A 17,870-nucleotide genomic window follows, 5' to 3' on the forward strand; every position below is an offset into this window, starting at 1 on the left:
GTAAGCTTGCCATGTCATGCGCGAGCTCCTTGGCGAAGACTTCTCCCCGTGGACCGAAAAAGCGTGTTGGGCCCTGAACCACCACGGTATTCCGTATTCCTTCCGGCAATACCAGCCCATGCTGGACGAGCCCGCGCTTCGCCTCCGCACCCGCAATTTTCGCTCGAAGGCCACGGTGCCCGTGCTGTTCGACGACGCCGGCGTCTTCCCCGATTCGTTCTCCATCGCCCGCCACGCGGAGAATCTCGGAAGCGGAACCGCGGCGCTGTTTCCCGAAGGTCGCGCGGAAGACGTGGGCGCCTGGAACGACTGCAGTGAGGCGGCCCTTCGCGCGGGCCGCGCTTTGTTCCTCGTGCGTCTCGCGGGCGATCGCGCCGCCCAACTGGACAACCTCCCGCCCTTCGTGCCCCGCGCGCTTCGCCCGGCACTGCGCCCGATCGTCCGCTCCGGCATCGGCTACCTGCGCTGGAAGCACGGGATCGACGACGACGCCGTCACCCGCGCGCGCACCCAACTCGAGACGAGCTTGAACACCCTCCGTGAGGCCCTGTCACACGGCTCGAATTACATCCTCGGCAGCTTTTCCTACGCCGACGTTGCCATGGCCGTCGTGTGCCAATTCATCGCGCCCGTCGACGATCGGTACATCGCGCTCACCCCCGCCAACCGCAGCTGTTGGACCGAGGAAACGCTCGCCCGCTCCTTCGAGGACATTCTACGTTGGCGCGACGACCTCTACATGCGCCATCACCGCGCCGTTTCGAGCCGCACCGCCGTGCCGTAGGCCAGCACCTCGGGTGCAACGCGGCGTTGCGTCCGGGCGATCGCGAATCGAGCTTTGGTAGCCCGTCGAAGGCGTACCATCGACGGGTGATGCCACGCGATACCGCATTACCCGAAATGGACGTATTGATTCCCGTCGCACCCAAGGACCTTCGAAACATCGCCGCGTGCATTGCGCACTTGCGGCAGCACAGTCGAAACCCGATTCGGGCCATTCATCTCGTGGCGCGCGCGCCGTTGCCTTTGGATCTGCCTTGGATCGACGAGGCCAAGCTCGAGCCGTCGCGTGCGCAGGTCGAGGCGGCCCTCGCCGAAGCCGGATGCCGCCACGAAAATGCGTCATGGTACTTTCAGCAATTGACCAAGCTTTCGTGCTTTCGCGTCGTGTCCCAGGCAAAACGGTATTTGCTGGTGCTCGATGCGGATTACGCGTTCGTGTCGGATATCGAATTCGTCAATGCCGCGGGGCAATCGCTTTTGCCTATGGGGTATCCGCTGCATTGGAATCTCGAGACGCGCGAGCACACCCTTCCGCAAGAGCATACCGCGCTGGCCTCTGCGGCAAGGCTCGTTCCGGGGTGGGCAACCGTCGACCCGTACAGCGGCATGCAGCACCACATGGTGTTCGATCGCACCATCGTCGACGAGCTGATTCGGCGCGTCGAACGCCACCATGCACAGCCCTTTTGGAAAGCCTTTTTGGCCACCGCCGATGCCAGCAAGTGGACGGGGGCCTCCGAGTACGTCCTCTATCGGCACTTTGCCGCGGCGGTGTTTCCCGAGCGCGTGGTCTCGCGCCACGTCGGTGCCATCGACGTGATCCAATCGGCCGAAACGGCTGCGTTCGACTTGGCCGACGTGCTCGCTGCACCGCGGCGCCACGGCGTTCAGGCCGTGGGTTGCCATAGCTTTCTCGATTACGAACAACGGCTCGCCACCATGGATTACATCCCCGAGTCGTTGCGCGCGCGGCTGACGGCGACACCGCGACCGCTCATGCTCGACCTCGACGAAGGCCGCCTGCGCATCGAATCCGCGAGGGTGCCGCTGTCGCTCTGGGGAGCGCAACCGGCTGGGCACGTCACCAACGCTTGAATCGTTTTTGAAAGTCGCTCGTCATCGATGTTGCCGCGCACGCTCCAGCGACGGTGATACGCTCCGGCGCTGTCATTCCGGAGGCGACGAACCATGAAGAAGCTCACGGGCTTGGGGTGTCTCTTGGCAGCAATGTCTTTGATGGCATGCGGTTCGAGTCCGCCGCCGGAGCCGGTGCCGCCTCCGGCTCCGCAGCCGGTTGCGCAAACGGCGACCCATGCCGCCGCGGCTCCGCCGGTTCAAAGCGATGCGCTCACGCGATGGGGTGAGGGCGCCATCTTGTTCGATGACTTGGGTGGCTTCTCGCGCAAGGTGACCACGTCCTCGCCGGAAGCGCAGAAGTACTTCGACCAAGGAATGCGCTTGCTTTACGCCTTCAACCACGACGAGTCGACGCGGTCGTTCGTGAAGGCCGGGCAGATCGATCCGGGGTGTGGCATGTGCTGGTGGGGCGCGTCGCTGGCCTTGGGGCCGAACTACAACATGCCGATGATGCCTGATCGGGCGCAGGCCGCATGGCAAGCGCGCAACCTCGCGTTGCAGAACGCCTCCAAGGGGACGCCGGTGGAGCAGGGGCTCATCGGCGCGCTGGCCAAGCGCTACAAAGGGCCCGAGCCGCTCGACCCGCCGCAGATGCAGCCGTTCCTCGAGGCTTACGCCGCCGCGATGCAGGATGTCGCGAAACGCTTCCCCGGCGATCTCGACGTGCAAACGATGTACGCCGAATCGAAGATGATGCTCCATCCATGGAAGCTCTGGGGGGCCGATGGCAAGCCGGCGCCGGGCACCGAGGAAATCGTGGCCACGCTCGAAGCGGTGCTGGCCAAGGACCCGAACCATCCCGGTGCGAATCACTATTACATTCACGCCGTGGAGGCGTCGCCGCATCCGGAAAAGGCGGTCCCCTCCGCCGAGCGAGTGGCCAACATGATGAAAGGGGCAGGGCACCTCGTGCACATGCCCGCGCACGTCTACCAGCGCGTCGGGCGCTACGACGATGCGGTGGAGGCGAACCGCCAGGCCATCGTCGCCGACAAGAGCTACATGGGCAAGATTCGCCCGCTCGGCTATTACGGAATGTACACGGCGCACAATCGACTCTTTCTCGCGTATTCCGCGGCGATGGAGGGGCGCAGGAGCGAGACGCTCGACGCCGCCCGCAATGCCGGCGAGAGCCTCCCGCCGGAGGTGCTCGGCATGATGCCCGGCTTGGACTGGTACCTTTCGCCGAAGTACACGGCCTTGGTCCGATTCGGCATGTGGGACGAAATGCTCAATACGCCGGCGCCCGAGGCGAAGTACACGCTGCTCACGGGCATGTGGCTTTACGCGCATGCGGTTGCCAATGGCGAAAAGAAGAAGACGGCGGACGCCGAGGGCGATGTCGCCAAGTTGCGTAAGCTCATCGACGGATTGCCGGCGGATATCCAAGCCGGAACGAACGACGCCAAGCTCGTCATGGCCGTGGCCCTCCGTATGAGTGAGGCGAGCGTCGCCAAAGCGCGCGGCAACGCGGCCGAGGAGATTCGCCTGCTGACCGAGGCCGTCGCCAAAGAAGATACGCTGGCCTACGACGAGCCGGCGGATTGGTTCTTTCCCGCGCGCCATGTTCTCGGTGCCGCGCTCCTGAAGAACGGCAAGGCCGCGCAGGCGGAGGTCGTTTACCGCGAGGATTTGCGTCGCAATCCGAAGAACGGCTGGGCGCTGTTCGGCCTTTCGCAGGCGCTGCGCGCGCAAAAGAAGACGAAAGAGGCGACCGAGACCCAGCAAGCCTTTCAAAAGGCCTGGCAGCGCGCCGACACCAAGCCGACCAGCTCCGCGTTCTAACCCGAACCAGGGCTGGAGCGACCGCGCGAGCCGTGGGTGTCCCGGACAGGCATAAGGTTGTCCGGGACAGGGGGCGCGCGGCGCGAATCGGGGCATTTCTCGATGGATGCGGTTGGCCCAGGGTTGGCAATGCCTCGGGACAGACCTTGGCGCGCGGAGCTCCGGATCCCGCGGGCGCAAGGTCGCAGATCAGGATGATGGGTTACCGCAAGGTATGAGTGGGAGGTAACAGCCGTCCGCGTGCCCGAGAAGGCAGGGAACCAACGCCCAACGGCGTCCAGCTATCGGGAACGACACGTGGCCGGTGACGGGAAGCGCTGTGGGCGCGGACCGGTGGCCGAAGTCCTCGTTGGGGAAGCAGCAAAATCTGCTCGCATCCACCGGAACTTTTCCTACCCTCATTTTTATCTGGCAGAGAGAGGGCCAGAAGAAGCACGTCTGAGATTGCGCGGAGCGCGCGATCACGCACCCGTTTGTACCCGGCCCCCCGCTGTCTCCTCATGCGAGCTCCAGTTGCGCTTCACACGAGAACCAAGGACACGCACCTAGCTAGGGAGTGACTTGCGGTCCGAGGTAAATGCCGCCGCTTGCCTCGAGCATGTGCCCCGTGATCCATCGGGCATCGTTCGAGGCGAGAAAGGCGACGGCATCGGCGATGTCGTCGGCTTGGCCAAGGCGGCCGAGCGCGGTCACGGACTTGAAGAAATCCTCCACGCCCGGCGCCTTGAACAAGGCTTCGTTCACGTCGGTTGCGGTGGCGCCCGGTGCGATGGTGTTCACGGTGATGCCGCGTGCCCCGAGCGCATTGGCCAAGGTTCGACCCATGATGTCGAGTGCGCCCTTGGTCATGGCAAACGAGGTTTGAGAGGCCACGGCAATCCGCGTACATACCGAGGACACGTTGATGATGCGCCCGCCGTCACGCATCCTCGGCAGCGCGCGTTGAATGATGAAGTACGGCGCCTTCACGTTGACGGCGAAGAGCCGGTCGAACGCCTGGGGGCTGTCCGCCTCGATGGGGCCCGCGGGCGCCGCGGCCGCGTTGTTGACCAAGATGTCCAGAGGCTCGCCGCGCAGGCCTTCGTCCAATCCGATGAAGAGCGCGTCGACGTCGCCGTGCATGCCGAACTCCGCGCGGATCGAGAAGGCGTGCCCGCCGGCCTCCTCGATGGCGCGCACGGTTTCCTTCGCCGCCGCCTCGTTGCTACCGTAGTGTACGGCGACCGTGGCGCCGTCCCTCGCCAACCGTATGGCAATGGCTCGTCCAATCCCCCTCGAGGCTCCCGTAACCAGCGCTGTTTTGTTCATGTTAGTAACTAACACATTGGTAGCACGTAACGTATGAAGCGCAAGCTGCCCAGCCTCCGCGAGCGTCAGCGCCTGGAAACGCGGCGTCTCGTGCAGAAACACGCCACCCGCCTCTTTCTCGCGCGCGGCTACGACGAGACCACGGTGAACGACGTCGCCGAAGCTGCAGGCGTCTCGTCGATGACCGTCTATCGCCACTTCCCCACGAAGGAAGATCTCGTGCTCCGGGACGAGTACAACGAGCGGGTCGGCGAGCGCATCGCATCGCGTCCCAAAAGCGAACCCCTGGTGCAGCGCATCGGTCGCACCCTCATCGAGGACATCGGCCCGATGGTGGGCGCGGGTGCACCCGGTGGCAAAGAACTCCTGCTCGCGCGCGTTCGCCTCGTGATGGAAACACCTGCGCTGCGTGCACGCCAATGGGAAGGCCAATACGCCATTCAAAAGGCCATCGTCGAAGCATTGCGCGACGAATCGAACGATCCCGATTGGGAATTCCGTCTCTGGGTCGCCAGTGGCGCCTGCTGCGCGGCCATGCGCGCCGCGGTCATGCGCTGGGCCGAACAAGACGGCCGCCCTGACCTTTCGCGCCTCGTCGCCGACGCATTGGCCATCGCCTTCGAGGGGCAGTTCCCCTAGGTGCGATTCGGAACGCCCTGCCGAGGCGCCAGCCAGTGCACCGCGCCGGCGGCCGTGACGATGTCCACGGCATCGTCGAGTTCCCAGGGTTCGTCGTCCAAGTGGGCCCAGTGACCGAGTCCGTGAATGCGCACCCGTTGGACGCGGCTCGTTTCGAAGGCGGGAAGCTCGAGGTCCTCCTCCTTTTCCGCCCGGCGCAGGGCCTCGATGATGGCCCCCTTCTCGTCACGACGAATCCGCACCAAATCGAGGCGCCCGTCGTCGAGCTTCGCCTCGGCGGCCAGCGCGAGGGCCGGCCCCAGACTGCGCGCGTTCATCACCGCCACCAGCACATAGTCGCCAGAGAGATCGCGCCCGTCGGCCTCCACCGCGTAGCGGTGCGCGGGATACGTCTCCAAGGCGTCGGCAATCAAGGTGAAGGCGCGACTGGCCTTCTTGTGGCGATCACTCGCTTTGTTTCCGAGCACGTGGCCGAGAAACCCCGCGCTGAATCCTTCGACGAAATACGATTCCCTCGAACCCGTGCGAAGTACACCCAAATCGATGCGCCTCTTCGCCGCAGCGGCCAATCCGGCGATGGCCGCCATCGGCTCGAGATCGAGCCCGAGCGAGCGGGCGACGTTGTTGACGGTGCCCATGGGCACGATGGCCATGGGCAGTTCGGTGCGTGCGAGGCGTTTGGCCACGGTGGCCACGGTGCCGTCACCTCCCGCAACGATGACGACGTCCGCATGCTCGGACAAGTTCGGATCGAGGTGCTCTTCGGAGACGCGAAACGGCACCGTCCACCCAATGCGCTCGAGCGCCGAAACGAGTTCCACCTCGGACGTGGCACCGCCGGCCGCTGAATTGTAGAGCAGTGCCGCTCTCATGGTGGCGTGCCTCGTCATGCACGGCGCGGGATGCACGGCGTGGACCTGGTCTTGGCCCCATCCATGCACCGCACGTGCGGATGCGCATCCTCGTGACCAATGATGATGGGATTTACAGCCCCGGCCTGGTCGCACTGGCCGAGGCCGCGTCGGAATTCGGACAGGTGCGGATTGTCGCGCCCGATGTCGAGCAATCGTCGATGGCCCATGCCGTGACGTCGTCGCGACCGCTCTCGCAACGGCTCGCCAAAGTGGGGCAATTCGATGCATTCCGCGTCAATGGCACGCCGGCCGATTGCGTGGCCCTCGGCAGCCACATCTGGGGAAAAGTCGATTTGGTTCTGTCCGGCGTGAACATCGGACTCAATGTCGGCAATTCGATGTGGCATTCGGGCACGCTTGCGGCAGCCAAGCAAGCCTCGCTTCTCGGCATGCGCGGCGTGGCGCTGAGCGCGTCGGAAACGGAGGACGATTACGCGATTTTGCGGCCGCACATCGCCCGCGTCATCGCGCAGCTCCTCGAGCTACCCAAGCTCTGTTTGGTCAATGTGAACTTCCCACCCCATCCGCGCGGGGTGCAATTCACGCGACAATCGGTGCGGCATTACGACGGCCACATCGTGCCCGCGCAAGATCCCCACGGCCGCGACATATTCTGGTTCGCCGTGAAACCCATCGAATCCCCCGAACCGGGCACCGATCGCTGGGCCATCGAGCACGATTGGATCTCGATCACCCCCTTGCGCCTCGACCTCACGGACCAAACCGCGCTCGAGGAGCTTCTGCAGCATCGATGAGGCTCAATAGAACAGCGTCGTGAACGTGAAGGTGAACGGCCCAATGTCGACCGGCGCCTTCGTGCCCCCGTCTCCTTGGAAGACCGCAGGGGTCGAGCACGAGCCTTTGCCTTTGAGCAGGTGCGGGTTGAACGACATGCCCGCGTCGTAGGTCGGCGGCGCGGGGACGTTGCTCGCGACGTCGACGCTGCATACGGCGCGTGCCCAGCGATCTTGGCCCGCATCGACGGTCATCTCGGCGGCGAACGTTCCGGTTTGCCCGGCCTCGATCTTCCGTACGAACATGGCCACGAGCACCTTCCCATCGAGCGGCGCAAAGCCGACGGATCGGGCCGAGTACACGCAGGCTTGCGAACTGTCGCCGAGTTTGGCGTCGAGCCCCCCGGACAGCTGCACGTTCAACCGGCATTCGTCGCCGTTCGAACTTCCGCCGGAGTTGTCGCTCGACGAGCAACCGACCAAAAGGAGCGTGGCCCCCACCCAGATGGATCGCATGGAATGCCGCATCGAAAACCAGGAAGAGCACGCCCCGTGCCGCACCGGTCCCAGCCTTTAATCGAGGACAATCGTCGCGTGGCCCAAAGCGCCGCGCACGGCGGTTCGCGCGAAGGACCTTGACGTGTGGAACGTCTCACGTAGCACTTGAGGTATCATGAGACGCGACAGCCGCCTTTCCGTGGCACTTCATGTTCTCCTGCACATGGGCGAGATGGGCGGCGTCCATACCTCGGAGACACTCGGCCCCATGATGGGCATGAACCCCGTCGTCTTGCGAAGGACCATGGCGGGGCTCCGCGAGGCGGGCATCGTTCACTCCGAGAAGGGGCACGGCGGCGGTTGGTCGCTTGCGCGCGGATTGGATTCGGTGACCCTGGGAGAGGTCTACGACGCGCTGGGCACCCCCACCGTGTTCAGTATCGGCCACCGCGTCGAAAGCCCGGGTTGCCTGGTGGAGCAGGCCGTCAATCGCGCGTTGGGTGGAGCTCTGGCGGACGCCGAGGCCATACTTCTCACGCGCCTTCGGGGAATCTCCGTGGCCGACATTGCCTCCGACGTGCGCCGCAAAGGGTGGCATCTGGGTAAGAAAGGCGCCAAAGCCCACGGGTGAAATCTACGCAAGGCAACCTAGGGGTGCACGGGCGCCAACCCGGCGATGCGGTATGATTGGATCATGCAACAAAGCAAATGGCTTATCGGGGGGCTTATGCTCATGGCCGCGAGCGGGTGTGCATCATCGTCACCGGCGCCATCGAAGGGGCCCGAGCCCGCAGCGGCGAATCTCGTTTTGTGGACCGGCGGAACGCACGCCTTCACCGCCTCGGTCGAAGACGACAACATCATCGGCTCGCGTATCAGTCTGCACCGCGCCTCGGCGGCCTCGCCCGACTCCACGGAGTTCTCGGAAGGCCCCGGCTTTCAAGGCAGCGCGTACGACGTTCCGGTGAATGTCTCGTTCTCCGGGGCGAGTGCCCGCGGCATCTTCGGCAGCGGCCCGCTCAATTTGGACGTCATCGAAAACCCCCACGGCGTGATGCGCATTCAGGGCATCGTCGGCACCGCCCAAACGAGCTTCGAGGTCGGGGCCAATCATTTGAGCGGATACGTCGGGCGGTGCACCTACGACATGAAGCGCAGCACCGCACCGTTCCGCTACGAGGGGCTTCGCAGCTGCGGCTACGGTTCGGCGCGCACCCGCATCGAGATCACGAACCCTATTTTGCAATGGACGCCCATCGAGACCGCCACGCTGCTAAGCCTCGCACTGGCCCACTGACCTCGGGTCTGGCGCCAAATGGCCAGTAGGTGCTCGCGGACTTCTCGCCGCCGACGTGCTAGGAGCGGCAGTCCGTGTCCAACTCATCCCCCATCCGTCCGCTTGCCGTGCTCGTTGGTGTCCAGCTGCCGGGCGTTTCCGACGTCGATCATACCGCCGATCTCGCCGAGCTCGGACGGTTGGTTCACACGCTTGGTTACGAAGTAGCCGCAACCGTCTCCCAAAAACGAGACGCACTTGCGGCCGCGGCCGTTCTTGGCGAGGGCAAGCTGAAAGAGCTTGCGGACCTCACCGGCGGCCAGGGGTACATTCCCTCGGCCGCGAAGGAACGGAAATCGAAGGCTCGCGATCGCTGGAAGGCGAACGACGCCGTGGACGATGCCTTCGAGGCCGAGACGGATGCCGACGAAGCCTTCGGTGAGGAGGAGACGCGCAAGCCCACGGTGGTGATCGTCGATCACGACATCACCCCGAGCCAGGCGAGAAATCTCGAGAAGGCCACGGGCGCCGAGGTGCTCGATCGCACGGGCGTCATCGTCGACATTTTTCACCGCCACGCCCACAGCCGCGAGGCGCGCCTGCAGGTGGAAATTGCGCGCCTCAACTACGTCGTGCCGCGCATGCGCGAGTCGACGGGATCCAAAGAGCGACAGCGCGGCCGGGGAACCGGCGAGGCGGCCCTGGAGCTCGATCGCCGCAAGGTGCGCGACCGCATCGCCGAACTGCGCGAAGAGCTCGCGGCGATTCAAAAGCAGCAGGCGAATCGGCGCGTCGCGCGAAAGGATCAACTTCGCGTCGCCCTCGTGGGGTACACGAATGCAGGGAAATCCTCGTTGATGCGGGCCCTCACCGGCAGCAACGTGCTGGTGGCCGACAAGCTCTTTGCCACGCTCGACACCACGGTTCGTGCCCTTTCTCCGGCCACGAAACCGCGTCTTTTGGTGTCCGACACCGTCGGCTTCATCAAGAAGCTACCGCACGATCTGGTCGCGTCCTTTCGCTCCACGCTGGATGAAGCCCTCGAAGCCTCCCTCCTGCTCTACGTCGTGGATGCATCGGATCCCACCTACGAGGCGCAGCTCGAGGTCACCGAAAGCGTGCTCGCCGAAATTGGCGCCGACGTGGTGCCGCGCATGCTCCTCCTCAACAAGATCGATCGGCTCGACGAAGAGGGCCGCCAACGGGTCATCCGCCGTCATCGCGGCGCCATTGCGCTCTCCGCCCACGATCCAAAGGACGTCGAGGCGCTCCGGCAGACGATCATCGATCACTTCGAGCTTTCGATGATCGACGAAGAATTGATCGTTCCGTACGCCAAACAATCGCGCATCTCCGAAATCTACGAGTACGCACGGGTGATCTCCGAGGACTACGACGAAAGCGGTGCTCGCCTCCGCGTGCGAGCACTCCCTGCCGCTCTCGCCCGCCTCCGCCGTGTCTTTGCTGCTTAGACGTCGCGGAACGTTACTCGAAGATCACATTTCCACCCGCAAGACCTTGCGGATCGAGACCGGCAGCGCCCGCGCGAACCGAAACGCGGACCTTCCAACCGCCGTCGATCTCGACGGTTCTTTCCTCGGTGAGGTCGAACCGCAAACCACCATTGCCGGCGGCGAGGCTACCGAGGACGCTCGCAGGCACCTTGCCCGCGCCGCTCTCCACCGGGTAGGTGCAGGCAACGTTGCTCATATCGCCGCGGGCGCTGCCTCCAAGGACGAGTTTCACGGTCCCGAAGGCTGCGCCCTCCCGCGTCCACGTCACGTCGAGATCCTTCGAGCGAGGGATGCGCACGTCTTTGCCACCTGTTTGCCCCGGTACACTCACCGTGATCATGGATGGCGCCTTCAACGTGGTTTCGAACGCGGGGACTCCGGCCGGATCGCCGGAAGCCTTGATGAAGATGTCCTCGCCGCCCGACCAAATCGAGCCTGACTCCGTGAGTCCGCCGCGGATCGGATCCAAGACGAGAACCTTGTCGCTGTTGGAGCGGCGGATTTCGATGGTGCCTGCGTTGGCCGGGACCGGCACCGGGGTGGGCCGTGCGAAGTCCTCCTGCGTAAACGGCTGGCAGCGCGAGATGATGCAGCTGCCCTCCGTGGTGGTTTCGCAATGGGCCTCGACGGCGTCCGTCCAACCACCCGCGTAGAAGTTGGCCGAGGCTTCGTGCGACGAGCCCATATCGGTATTCTTGTTGTAAATGTGGATTTCCCCGCCCTTGGCGCCACCGGCCACGGGTTGGTCGCTTTTGCCGGACGAATCATCCGCGCACGCTGCGACGGTCCCTGCCAGAGCTGCGCACGACATGGTCCAAGCGAAGCGATGTTCAATCTTCATAATAACCCTCCATGCATCGACGAAAGGTCTCCGTCGAGGCTCGCAAGGTTCAATGTTCGGGACGAAGCGCCCGGATCATATTTTCGTCCAAGCGATGACGGCGTTTCGTCGTGCCCAATGACCGAGAAGGCGTGCTTCTCACGGGTTCACCCTACTGGCCTCGCGCGCCAGTCGGGGTCTTCCGAAAGCATGCTGGACCGTTCGTGAACGATTTTTTTTCTCGAACCGGGTCACCTTTCGTGCGCGCCCGTCGTCAGGTCATCGCAGGGACGATCGAAGCCTCTGCAGGAGAGAGACCATGCTGAGCAAAGTGGCGTATGTGACCTTGTTCGTGAACGATCAGGACAAGGCGCTCGATTTCTATACGAACGTTCTCGGTTTCGAGAAGCGTGCGGACAATCCGCTGCCCACGGGCACACGATTTTTGACCGTGGGCCTCGCGGGGCAGGAACTCCAGGTCGTTTTGTGGCCCGGCACCCACGGGAATGCCAAGCCGGCGCCGGGGCTCGTTCCGGGGGCGTGCATCTTCGAAACGAGCGACTGCCGCGCGGCCTTCGAAACGCTGAAAGCGCGCGGCGTCGAGTTCGAGACACCGCAGATCATCGAGCAACCCGTTGCCTTGGTCGCCATTTTTCGAGACCCCGACGGCAACCGCCTCATGCTGCGCGAAAATCGTAAGCCCTGATCGGGTGACGGTCCTCGTGTAGCCTCGAGGCCATGAAGTTACCGCCGCTGCGCTTGCTCCTCCTTTTTGCCATTGGCGCCTTCGTCGCGCCTTTTGGGGATCACGGTCACGTGGCGAGCGGCACGACGCAGTATTTTCCCACGTCGACGCCCTTCATCTGGGATGGCCCGTTTTGGTTTCCCATTTTGGTGGGCCTCGCGACGGCGGCCAACGCCGAGCTGCGCCTGCATTTGCCCGCGCCGCGTGCGACGCTCACCGTCGGCGACGGCGTCGCCGGCATTGCCGCGGTCATGGGCCTTTATGCGCTGACCGCGTTGTTGCGCCATCAGCCGTTGGTCCCGAGCACGCTCGTCGTCGTAGCCCTGGCCGTGTTGGCGTGGCATCGATTCGGGGACAAGCCGGCGTTGGTTTGCGCCGTGGCGACCGCCGTGGGCGGCGTGGCCGTGGAGGCGGCACTCGTCGCGGCGGGCGTCTTTCGCTATGCCGACGACATCGACATCTTGCTGGGCGTCGCGCCATGGCTGCCCGCGCTGTACTTCGTATTCGGCATCGTCTCGGCGCAGCTCGGGGAAATCGCCGCGAAAGTCTGATAAGACGCGATGATGTCGGTATCTCGTCGCGACCTTCTTCGTTGGCAATTCGATTTGACATGGCAATTGTTCGAATTTCATTTGGACCGGCTGACCCCGGAAGATTTTCTCTGGGAGCCCGCCGCCCACATTTGGACGGTGCGCCCCGGTTTCCAACCTGAGGCTCCGTGGGTCCCCGATTGGGCCGAAACCGAGCTGGATCCCATTCCGGTCCCCACGATTGCGTGGCTTACCTGGCACATCGGTTGGTGGTGGAGCGTGACCCTCGACCACGCGCAAAAGCGCCCTCCGCGCGCCCGCGAGGCGATTGGCTGGCCGGGAGATGGCCCCGGGAGCCTTCGATGGTTGCGCGACCTTCGCACCGAGTGGCTCGAGGTGTTGGCGCGCCTTACCGACGCGGATCTCGATGGCGTTGCACCCTTTCCGTGGCCCAATTCGGAGCAAACGGTCGCGCACATGGTTGCTTGGGTGAATGCCGAATTGATGAAGAACGCGAGCGAGATTGGTCAACTGCGCCTGCTTCGCGCCGCCGGGTGAGAGGTCGCGGCACGACTTCTGCCTAAGGGGCGTTCATGGTGCCCCGCTTCCTTATTCTCATGGCCGCAATCGGTTGGCTGAGCGGCTGCGAGATGTACCGCTACCGCGGTCAGCTGAATCAAGGCGGTGTGACCGTCGTCGATGGGCCCGCGGGAGGGCACCCGCGCTCCGAGCCGGAGAGGTACGCCGAGCCCGTGGTCGTGCAGCAGGTCGTCTTCGTGAACGGATCCATGCGCGAGGTGCCAAATGCGCCGCCGCTGGCGCCTTCCAGGCGCGATCGGGTGCCCGACGACGACGACGAGGCCCCGCCGTTCGACGCGGCCAAAGCCCGCACGGCGTTGGCCGCCATCGATCTCGCATCGTGCCGCGCCGCCGGCGCCCCCCGCGGGTACGGTCATGCCACCGCGACCTTCAACCCGGCAGGGAACATCTCCAAAGTCGTCCTCGACACCCCCTCGAACCTCACCGCCAGCGCCGTGTCGTGCATCGGCTACGCCTTGGGAACGGCCACCGTGCCCGTGTTTCGCGGAAGCCTCATCACCGTCGGCACCAGCTGGTTCGTTCCCTAGCGCCAGTCCGTTCACTGTGGTGTAACCCGTCCTTCACGGATGTCGCAAAGCCCCGCTTCCGCCAACCACGAAGCCCGGTGACGTAAATGGCTTTGTCGCGTTGCGACAGTCCGGCCATTCGTCTTTTGAAACATGTAATTGAATCAAGTGAATATGGCTTGCATTCGACCGGGGCAATCCATTCATATTGCGCGGTCACTGGTGCAGGTAAATCGATTGTTCGTTACGAGAGATTCGAACCGCATTGGAGGAGCCATGTTCAAAAAGTGGAGTGCTGCCCTCGTACTCGGTGTGGCGACGGCATCCTTTGGCATCACGGCATCGGCGGAAGAGTCGAATACGCTTTTGGAAGACGCTTTTCTGGGTACGTGGACCTTCCAAACGGGAAGCCAAGTCACCTCCCCCTGTCTTTCGAGTGCCTTCGATCTCACCGGCAAAGCGGGTGAAGTCACCGCAGGGAGCGCCGCCGGCGAAATCGTGGTCACCGTCCAAGGATGCAAGATCCCATTCGTCGAGACGGATGCCACGCACGCCAAACTCAAGCAACGCACCCAGTGCGAACTCTCCGACGGCAGCACCACGTACAATGTGGACGTGACCGGGGCCAATGCATCCATCGATGCCAGCGGTGTGCTGCACGCAGATGCCACCGGCACCGCGAACATCTTCTGCAGCATCAAATTGACCGGTACGGCGACCAAGTAACCGACGCCGAGGACCCAGGGACGGGGAGGGTCGCGTGTCCAACGACGGACATGATTCGTCGACGTGTGATCGCGGCCTTCTCGATCCTCCTGTCCGCGTGCCTGGGGTGCGGTTCCTCATCGCCCCCCGTTTCTTCGCCGCGAGTGCCCTGCCTTTCGGGCGACGTTCCCCGCACGGGGCGTCCCGCCGCGGACGAGATGTTCGCGTTCCTTCGTCGAGAGTGGGCCCGCGCGCAGTCGCCATCCGTCGTGGGTGCACACATCCTGGAAACGATCCCGTCGTTGTTTCCGGATGGCCGTGATCTCCTCCCCGAGCCTTCGTGCAGCCCGGACTTCCGCCTCGCGATGAGGGATGGGACCTTCGGCCACGGAGAGGTGGTCTTCTCGCGGATGCTGATCGCGCGTTTGCTTGCGGTGGGGGCCATCGACGAGACGACGGACACCATGGCTGCATACTTCATGCGCCTCGTCGATCTCAATCCCGATCAGCTCACGCCGTATCGACCTTCGCCCGACGAGGAGGGGCCCAATCCGCCGAAATCCGTGATTCGGTATCTGGCGCTCGATCGACTCGTGCACTCGAGTTTTTCGCGTGTGCCTGAAGCAAGAGCCTTCCTTCGAAAGCTCGTATACGCTCCCCGAGACGATCGCGAAGCGCTCATCGTTGCGCGCGTGGCGTACGGCGTCGTCGAGAGTCCTCGTTGGAACGAGTCATCCCCCGAAGCACGAAATCTCCTTCGCGCCTGGATTCCGGACGTCCGCCGACGGCTGAACGTGCCACGCGACGGGCGCACCAGCGGCGTGGATGCCATTTCGTTCGAGCTCGTGATGCATCACCTCGAGTCGATGCGGGTATTGGGATCTCACCTCCACGCCGATCCCGCGGCCCGCGCTCTCATGACCGAGATTGTCGGGAGGCGGGGCGACTATCCATTGACGAAAGGGCTCTCGGAGCGCTCCTTCGATCTGGCCGTCGTGGCGAGCGGCGCCCTCTATGCGCTGGATGTGCCTCGGCACCCGCTGTACCCCGGGCGCGCTCCGCCGCCGACGCGTACCGTGTTCTCAGCCACGAAGGATCTCGTTCCACCCGAGTATGAATCGGTGGGCACGGATGCGGGCCGCCAGCGAATGCGCGAGCTCGATGGCGAGCTGGAAGACCTTCGCCTGACGTATACTCGATGCGCGGTTCTTCGGGAGCAGGCGCATTGGGTGCCGGACGTCGATGCAGAAACTCGATTTCGCGACATGTCGTCGGAAATCTTTGCTTGGGACGGCTCGGTCCTTTCGACCGGCGAGACAGAATGTCGAATTCGTTCGGCCGCGGACATTCGTGGGGCGGGTGACGACGAGCGCATCGCCATGCTCGTACGTGTCCTGGAAACCACCGACACGTTCCAGATGCAGGATGCCGCCATCGCGGCCGTGTTGCGACACCCCGAATGGATCGCGCGGTCCAAGGAGCTGCGTCACTGGTTTTACCAGGTCGCCACGCGAACCGGGGTTCCCAATAGCACGGTCGGCGAATCGTGGCTCGCCGTCCACCCCGTGTTCGATGTGCTCCTCTCCTTTCTTGCCGACCGCGGCGAGTTCGCCAAGGGGCGGGCCATTCTCATCGCCTTCATGGCAACGATTCGAGAAGCTGCGAAACATGCGGAGACGTACACGAGCATCTACCCGTACGAGGTGGCCATTCTGAGGCTCTATTCCGTGGCCAGGTATGCGGTCGCGTTTGGCCTCCGGGGTGAGGCCGCCGCCCTCGTGGCGAGTCTTCCCGAGGGCGCTACGTATCAAAAATACGGCCCCGCGCAGCGCATGGCGTCGACGATGATCGAACTATCTGCGAACTAGGTTTCAGCGGCCGCCGGTCACGTCCACGATGGCGCCCGTCGTGTACGATGCGGCCGGGGAGGCGAGCCACACGATGGCCTCGGCCACCTCGTCGGCGGTGCCTGCGCGCTGCATGGGCAAATGGGGCGCGAGACGCTCGGCGCGGGCAGGATCGCCTCCGCTGGCGTGAATGTCCGTCAGGATGATCCCCGGACGCACGGCGTTCACGCGGATGCCCTCGGCGGCAACCTCGCGCGCAAGTCCGAGGGTGAACGTGTCGATGGCCCCCTTCGCGGCGGCATAATCGACGTACTCGCCGGGCGAGCCGAGACGTGCGGCGGCCGAGGACACGTTGACGATGCACCCTCCCGTGCCGCCGTAGCGCGTGGACATGCGTCGGATGGCTTCGCGTGCGCAGAGGAAGCTTCCGACCACGTTCATGGAGAACATGCGCAAAAGCCGCTCTTCATCCATGGCGTCGACCCGGCATTGCCGATCGACGACGCCCGCGTTGTTCACGAGCACCGTGACCGCTCCGAGCTCGGCATCCACCGTCTCGAAGAGGCGGCGCACCTCGTCCTGCCGGCTCACGTCGGCCCGAACCGCAAGGGCCTCCACGCCGAGCGCGGTCAGCTCGGAGGTCACGCGTGCGGCGGCGCCTTCATCGCGTGCGAAGTTGACCGCCACGGCGTAGCCACGTGCAGCAGCACACCGCGCGGTGGCCGCACCAATGCCGCGGCTGGCGCCCGTGATGATCATCACCTGCTTCGTGGTCATGGGTACGGCTCTAGCCCGAGCGGCCTGCTTGTCAACCGCGCGCGAGGCGCGCCGCGATTCCGTCGAGCACGCACTCGAGGCCCGCGTCGAAGACCGCGTCGGGCGACGGGTGCGTGGCCTCCTGCACGATCCTGGCAAGCATGGGAAATTGCCCGGTGGCGATTTGGCGCAGGACGTACGGGCCGTTTGCGGTTTGCCATGCGGCTTTGTCCATCCCGGTTTCCAGCTCCGCCCGCAGCTCGGTGGCCTCGCTGCGGATGGCCCCGATCACGTAGGCGTGGACGGTGCGGAAGGCCTGAAGCGCGTCGTCGATGTTTGCCAATGTGCTCAATGTGGCAAGTGAGGTTTCGAGGTAACGAAGCGCATGGGGCCCCAGATTCGGACGGCCGCCCAAGAGATCGACGAACCACGGATGCTGTCGGGTGGCTTGGCGCGTGCGATGCGCCATGCCTCGCAGGGCTTCGCGCCAATCCCCCTCGATGGGCCCCACGGAGAGGATCTCTCCGTAAACGGCATCCACCATGAGCTCGAGCAACTCCTCTTTGGTCGAGAGGTAGCCGTACAAGCGCATCGGCCCCGCCTCGAGCGCCGCACCGACTTTGCGCAGCGACACGGAGACGAGTCCCTCCGCATCCGCGATGCCCATGGCCGCGCGAACGATGCGTTCGCGACTCAGTGGACCCGGCGTCGGCCGCGGCGCGGGCTCGGGGCGGTCCCAGATCGGGGTGGACTTCGTTCGCTCGCTCATCTCC

The 17,870-nt window shown here is 64.4% G+C and carries 20 protein-coding genes; 14 read left to right on the forward strand and 6 right to left on the reverse strand.

Translation table 11 applies throughout. The features are described from left to right. Positions 1-16 precede the first annotated feature (16 nt). From LVJ94_50785 to LVJ94_50795, 3 genes are all read left to right on the forward strand, one after another. Positions 17-784 (forward strand): glutathione S-transferase N-terminal domain-containing protein, encoded by a 768-nt coding sequence (locus tag LVJ94_50785; protein WXB05171.1) that lies wholly within the window; start codon positions 17-19, stop codon positions 782-784. 116 nt (positions 785-900) lie between these two features. Beyond that, the gene (locus LVJ94_50790; protein WXB05172.1) at positions 901-1,878 is read left to right on the forward strand and encodes a DUF6492 family protein; all 978 of its coding nucleotides are present in this window, start codon (positions 901-903) and stop codon (positions 1,876-1,878) included. A 93-nt stretch (positions 1,879-1,971) separates the two neighbouring features. Further along, positions 1,972-3,705 carry a hypothetical protein gene (locus LVJ94_50795; GenBank protein WXB05173.1) on the forward strand — a complete coding sequence of 578 codons (1,734 nt, stop codon included), beginning with the start codon at positions 1,972-1,974 and terminating at the stop codon, positions 3,703-3,705. Positions 3,706-4,254: 549 nt separating this feature from the next. On the opposite strand, the gene LVJ94_50800 is transcribed toward LVJ94_50795, so the two are convergent. Continuing rightward, positions 4,255-5,013 (reverse strand): SDR family oxidoreductase, encoded by a 759-nt coding sequence (locus LVJ94_50800; GenBank protein ID WXB05174.1) that lies wholly within the window; start codon positions 5,011-5,013, stop codon positions 4,255-4,257. A gap of 33 nt (positions 5,014-5,046) precedes the next feature. On the opposite strand from LVJ94_50800, the gene LVJ94_50805 reads away from it, so the two are divergent. Further along, entirely contained in the window at positions 5,047-5,652 is a 606-nt protein-coding gene (locus LVJ94_50805; protein ID WXB05175.1) for a TetR/AcrR family transcriptional regulator, read from the forward strand. Here LVJ94_50805 and LVJ94_50810 read toward each other — a convergent pair. Beyond that, positions 5,649-6,524, reverse strand: coding sequence for an NAD(+)/NADH kinase (locus tag LVJ94_50810; protein WXB05176.1), 876 nt, complete (start codon positions 6,522-6,524; stop codon positions 5,649-5,651). The two genes, LVJ94_50805 and LVJ94_50810, sit on opposite strands and share 4 nt — an antisense overlap. A gap of 92 nt (positions 6,525-6,616) precedes the next feature. On the opposite strand from LVJ94_50810, the gene surE reads away from it, so the two are divergent. Next, positions 6,617-7,321, forward strand: coding sequence for a 5'/3'-nucleotidase SurE (gene surE / locus LVJ94_50815; GenBank protein WXB05177.1), 705 nt, complete (start codon positions 6,617-6,619; stop codon positions 7,319-7,321). A 3-nt stretch (positions 7,322-7,324) separates the two neighbouring features. Here the strand turns inward: surE and LVJ94_50820 are convergent, their stop codons facing one another. Continuing rightward, entirely contained in the window at positions 7,325-7,816 is a 492-nt protein-coding gene (locus LVJ94_50820; GenBank protein WXB05178.1) for a hypothetical protein, read from the reverse strand. 157 nt (positions 7,817-7,973) lie between these two features. Here LVJ94_50820 and LVJ94_50825 point away from each other — a divergent pair, with 157 nt between their 5' ends. From LVJ94_50825 to hflX, 3 genes are all read left to right on the forward strand, one after another. Then, entirely contained in the window at positions 7,974-8,429 is a 456-nt protein-coding gene (locus tag LVJ94_50825) for an Rrf2 family transcriptional regulator (GenBank protein ID WXB05179.1), read from the forward strand. A gap of 96 nt (positions 8,430-8,525) precedes the next feature. Next, entirely contained in the window at positions 8,526-9,095 is a 570-nt protein-coding gene (locus LVJ94_50830) for a hypothetical protein (protein WXB05180.1), read from the forward strand. Between the two features lie 74 nt (positions 9,096-9,169). After that, positions 9,170-10,546 carry a GTPase HflX gene (gene hflX, locus LVJ94_50835; GenBank protein WXB05181.1) on the forward strand — a complete coding sequence of 459 codons (1,377 nt, stop codon included), beginning with the start codon at positions 9,170-9,172 and terminating at the stop codon, positions 10,544-10,546. A gap of 13 nt (positions 10,547-10,559) precedes the next feature. On the opposite strand, the gene LVJ94_50840 is transcribed toward hflX, so the two are convergent. After that, positions 10,560-11,399, reverse strand: coding sequence for a hypothetical protein (locus tag LVJ94_50840; GenBank protein WXB05182.1), 840 nt, complete (start codon positions 11,397-11,399; stop codon positions 10,560-10,562). A 328-nt stretch (positions 11,400-11,727) separates the two neighbouring features. Between LVJ94_50840 and LVJ94_50845 the strand changes: the two genes are divergently transcribed. The 6 genes from LVJ94_50845 (at position 11,728) to LVJ94_50870 (ending at position 16,362) form a co-directional block, all read left to right on the forward strand. Beyond that, on the forward strand, positions 11,728-12,114 hold the full coding sequence (locus LVJ94_50845) for a VOC family protein (GenBank protein ID WXB05183.1): 387 nt from the start codon (positions 11,728-11,730) through the stop codon (positions 12,112-12,114). 32 nt (positions 12,115-12,146) lie between these two features. Continuing rightward, on the forward strand, positions 12,147-12,704 hold the full coding sequence (locus tag LVJ94_50850) for a hypothetical protein (GenBank protein ID WXB05184.1): 558 nt from the start codon (positions 12,147-12,149) through the stop codon (positions 12,702-12,704). Positions 12,705-12,713: 9 nt separating this feature from the next. Continuing rightward, positions 12,714-13,241: a DinB family protein gene (locus LVJ94_50855; GenBank protein WXB05185.1), complete on the forward strand. Its 528-nt coding sequence runs from the start codon at positions 12,714-12,716 to the stop codon at positions 13,239-13,241. 59 nt (positions 13,242-13,300) lie between these two features. Continuing rightward, entirely contained in the window at positions 13,301-13,810 is a 510-nt protein-coding gene (locus LVJ94_50860) for a hypothetical protein (GenBank protein WXB05186.1), read from the forward strand. A 255-nt stretch (positions 13,811-14,065) separates the two neighbouring features. Then, on the forward strand, positions 14,066-14,515 hold the full coding sequence (locus LVJ94_50865) for a hypothetical protein (GenBank protein ID WXB05187.1): 450 nt from the start codon (positions 14,066-14,068) through the stop codon (positions 14,513-14,515). Between the two features lie 50 nt (positions 14,516-14,565). Beyond that, positions 14,566-16,362, forward strand: a complete 1,797-nt coding sequence (locus tag LVJ94_50870; protein ID WXB05188.1) for a hypothetical protein — start codon at positions 14,566-14,568, stop codon at positions 16,360-16,362. 3 nt (positions 16,363-16,365) lie between these two features. Here LVJ94_50870 and LVJ94_50875 read toward each other — a convergent pair whose 3' ends face one another. Next, entirely contained in the window at positions 16,366-17,118 is a 753-nt protein-coding gene (locus LVJ94_50875; protein ID WXB05189.1) for an SDR family oxidoreductase, read from the reverse strand. A gap of 31 nt (positions 17,119-17,149) precedes the next feature. Then, the gene (locus LVJ94_50880; GenBank protein WXB05190.1) at positions 17,150-17,866 is read right to left on the reverse strand and encodes a TetR/AcrR family transcriptional regulator C-terminal domain-containing protein; all 717 of its coding nucleotides are present in this window, start codon (positions 17,864-17,866) and stop codon (positions 17,150-17,152) included. Between the last annotated feature and the right edge of the window lie 4 nt (positions 17,867-17,870).

It is taken from the genome of Sorangiineae bacterium MSr11367, from assembly GCA_037157805.1.
GTDB classification, from domain to species: domain Bacteria; phylum Myxococcota_A; class Polyangia; order Polyangiales; family Polyangiaceae; genus Pendulispora; species Pendulispora rubella.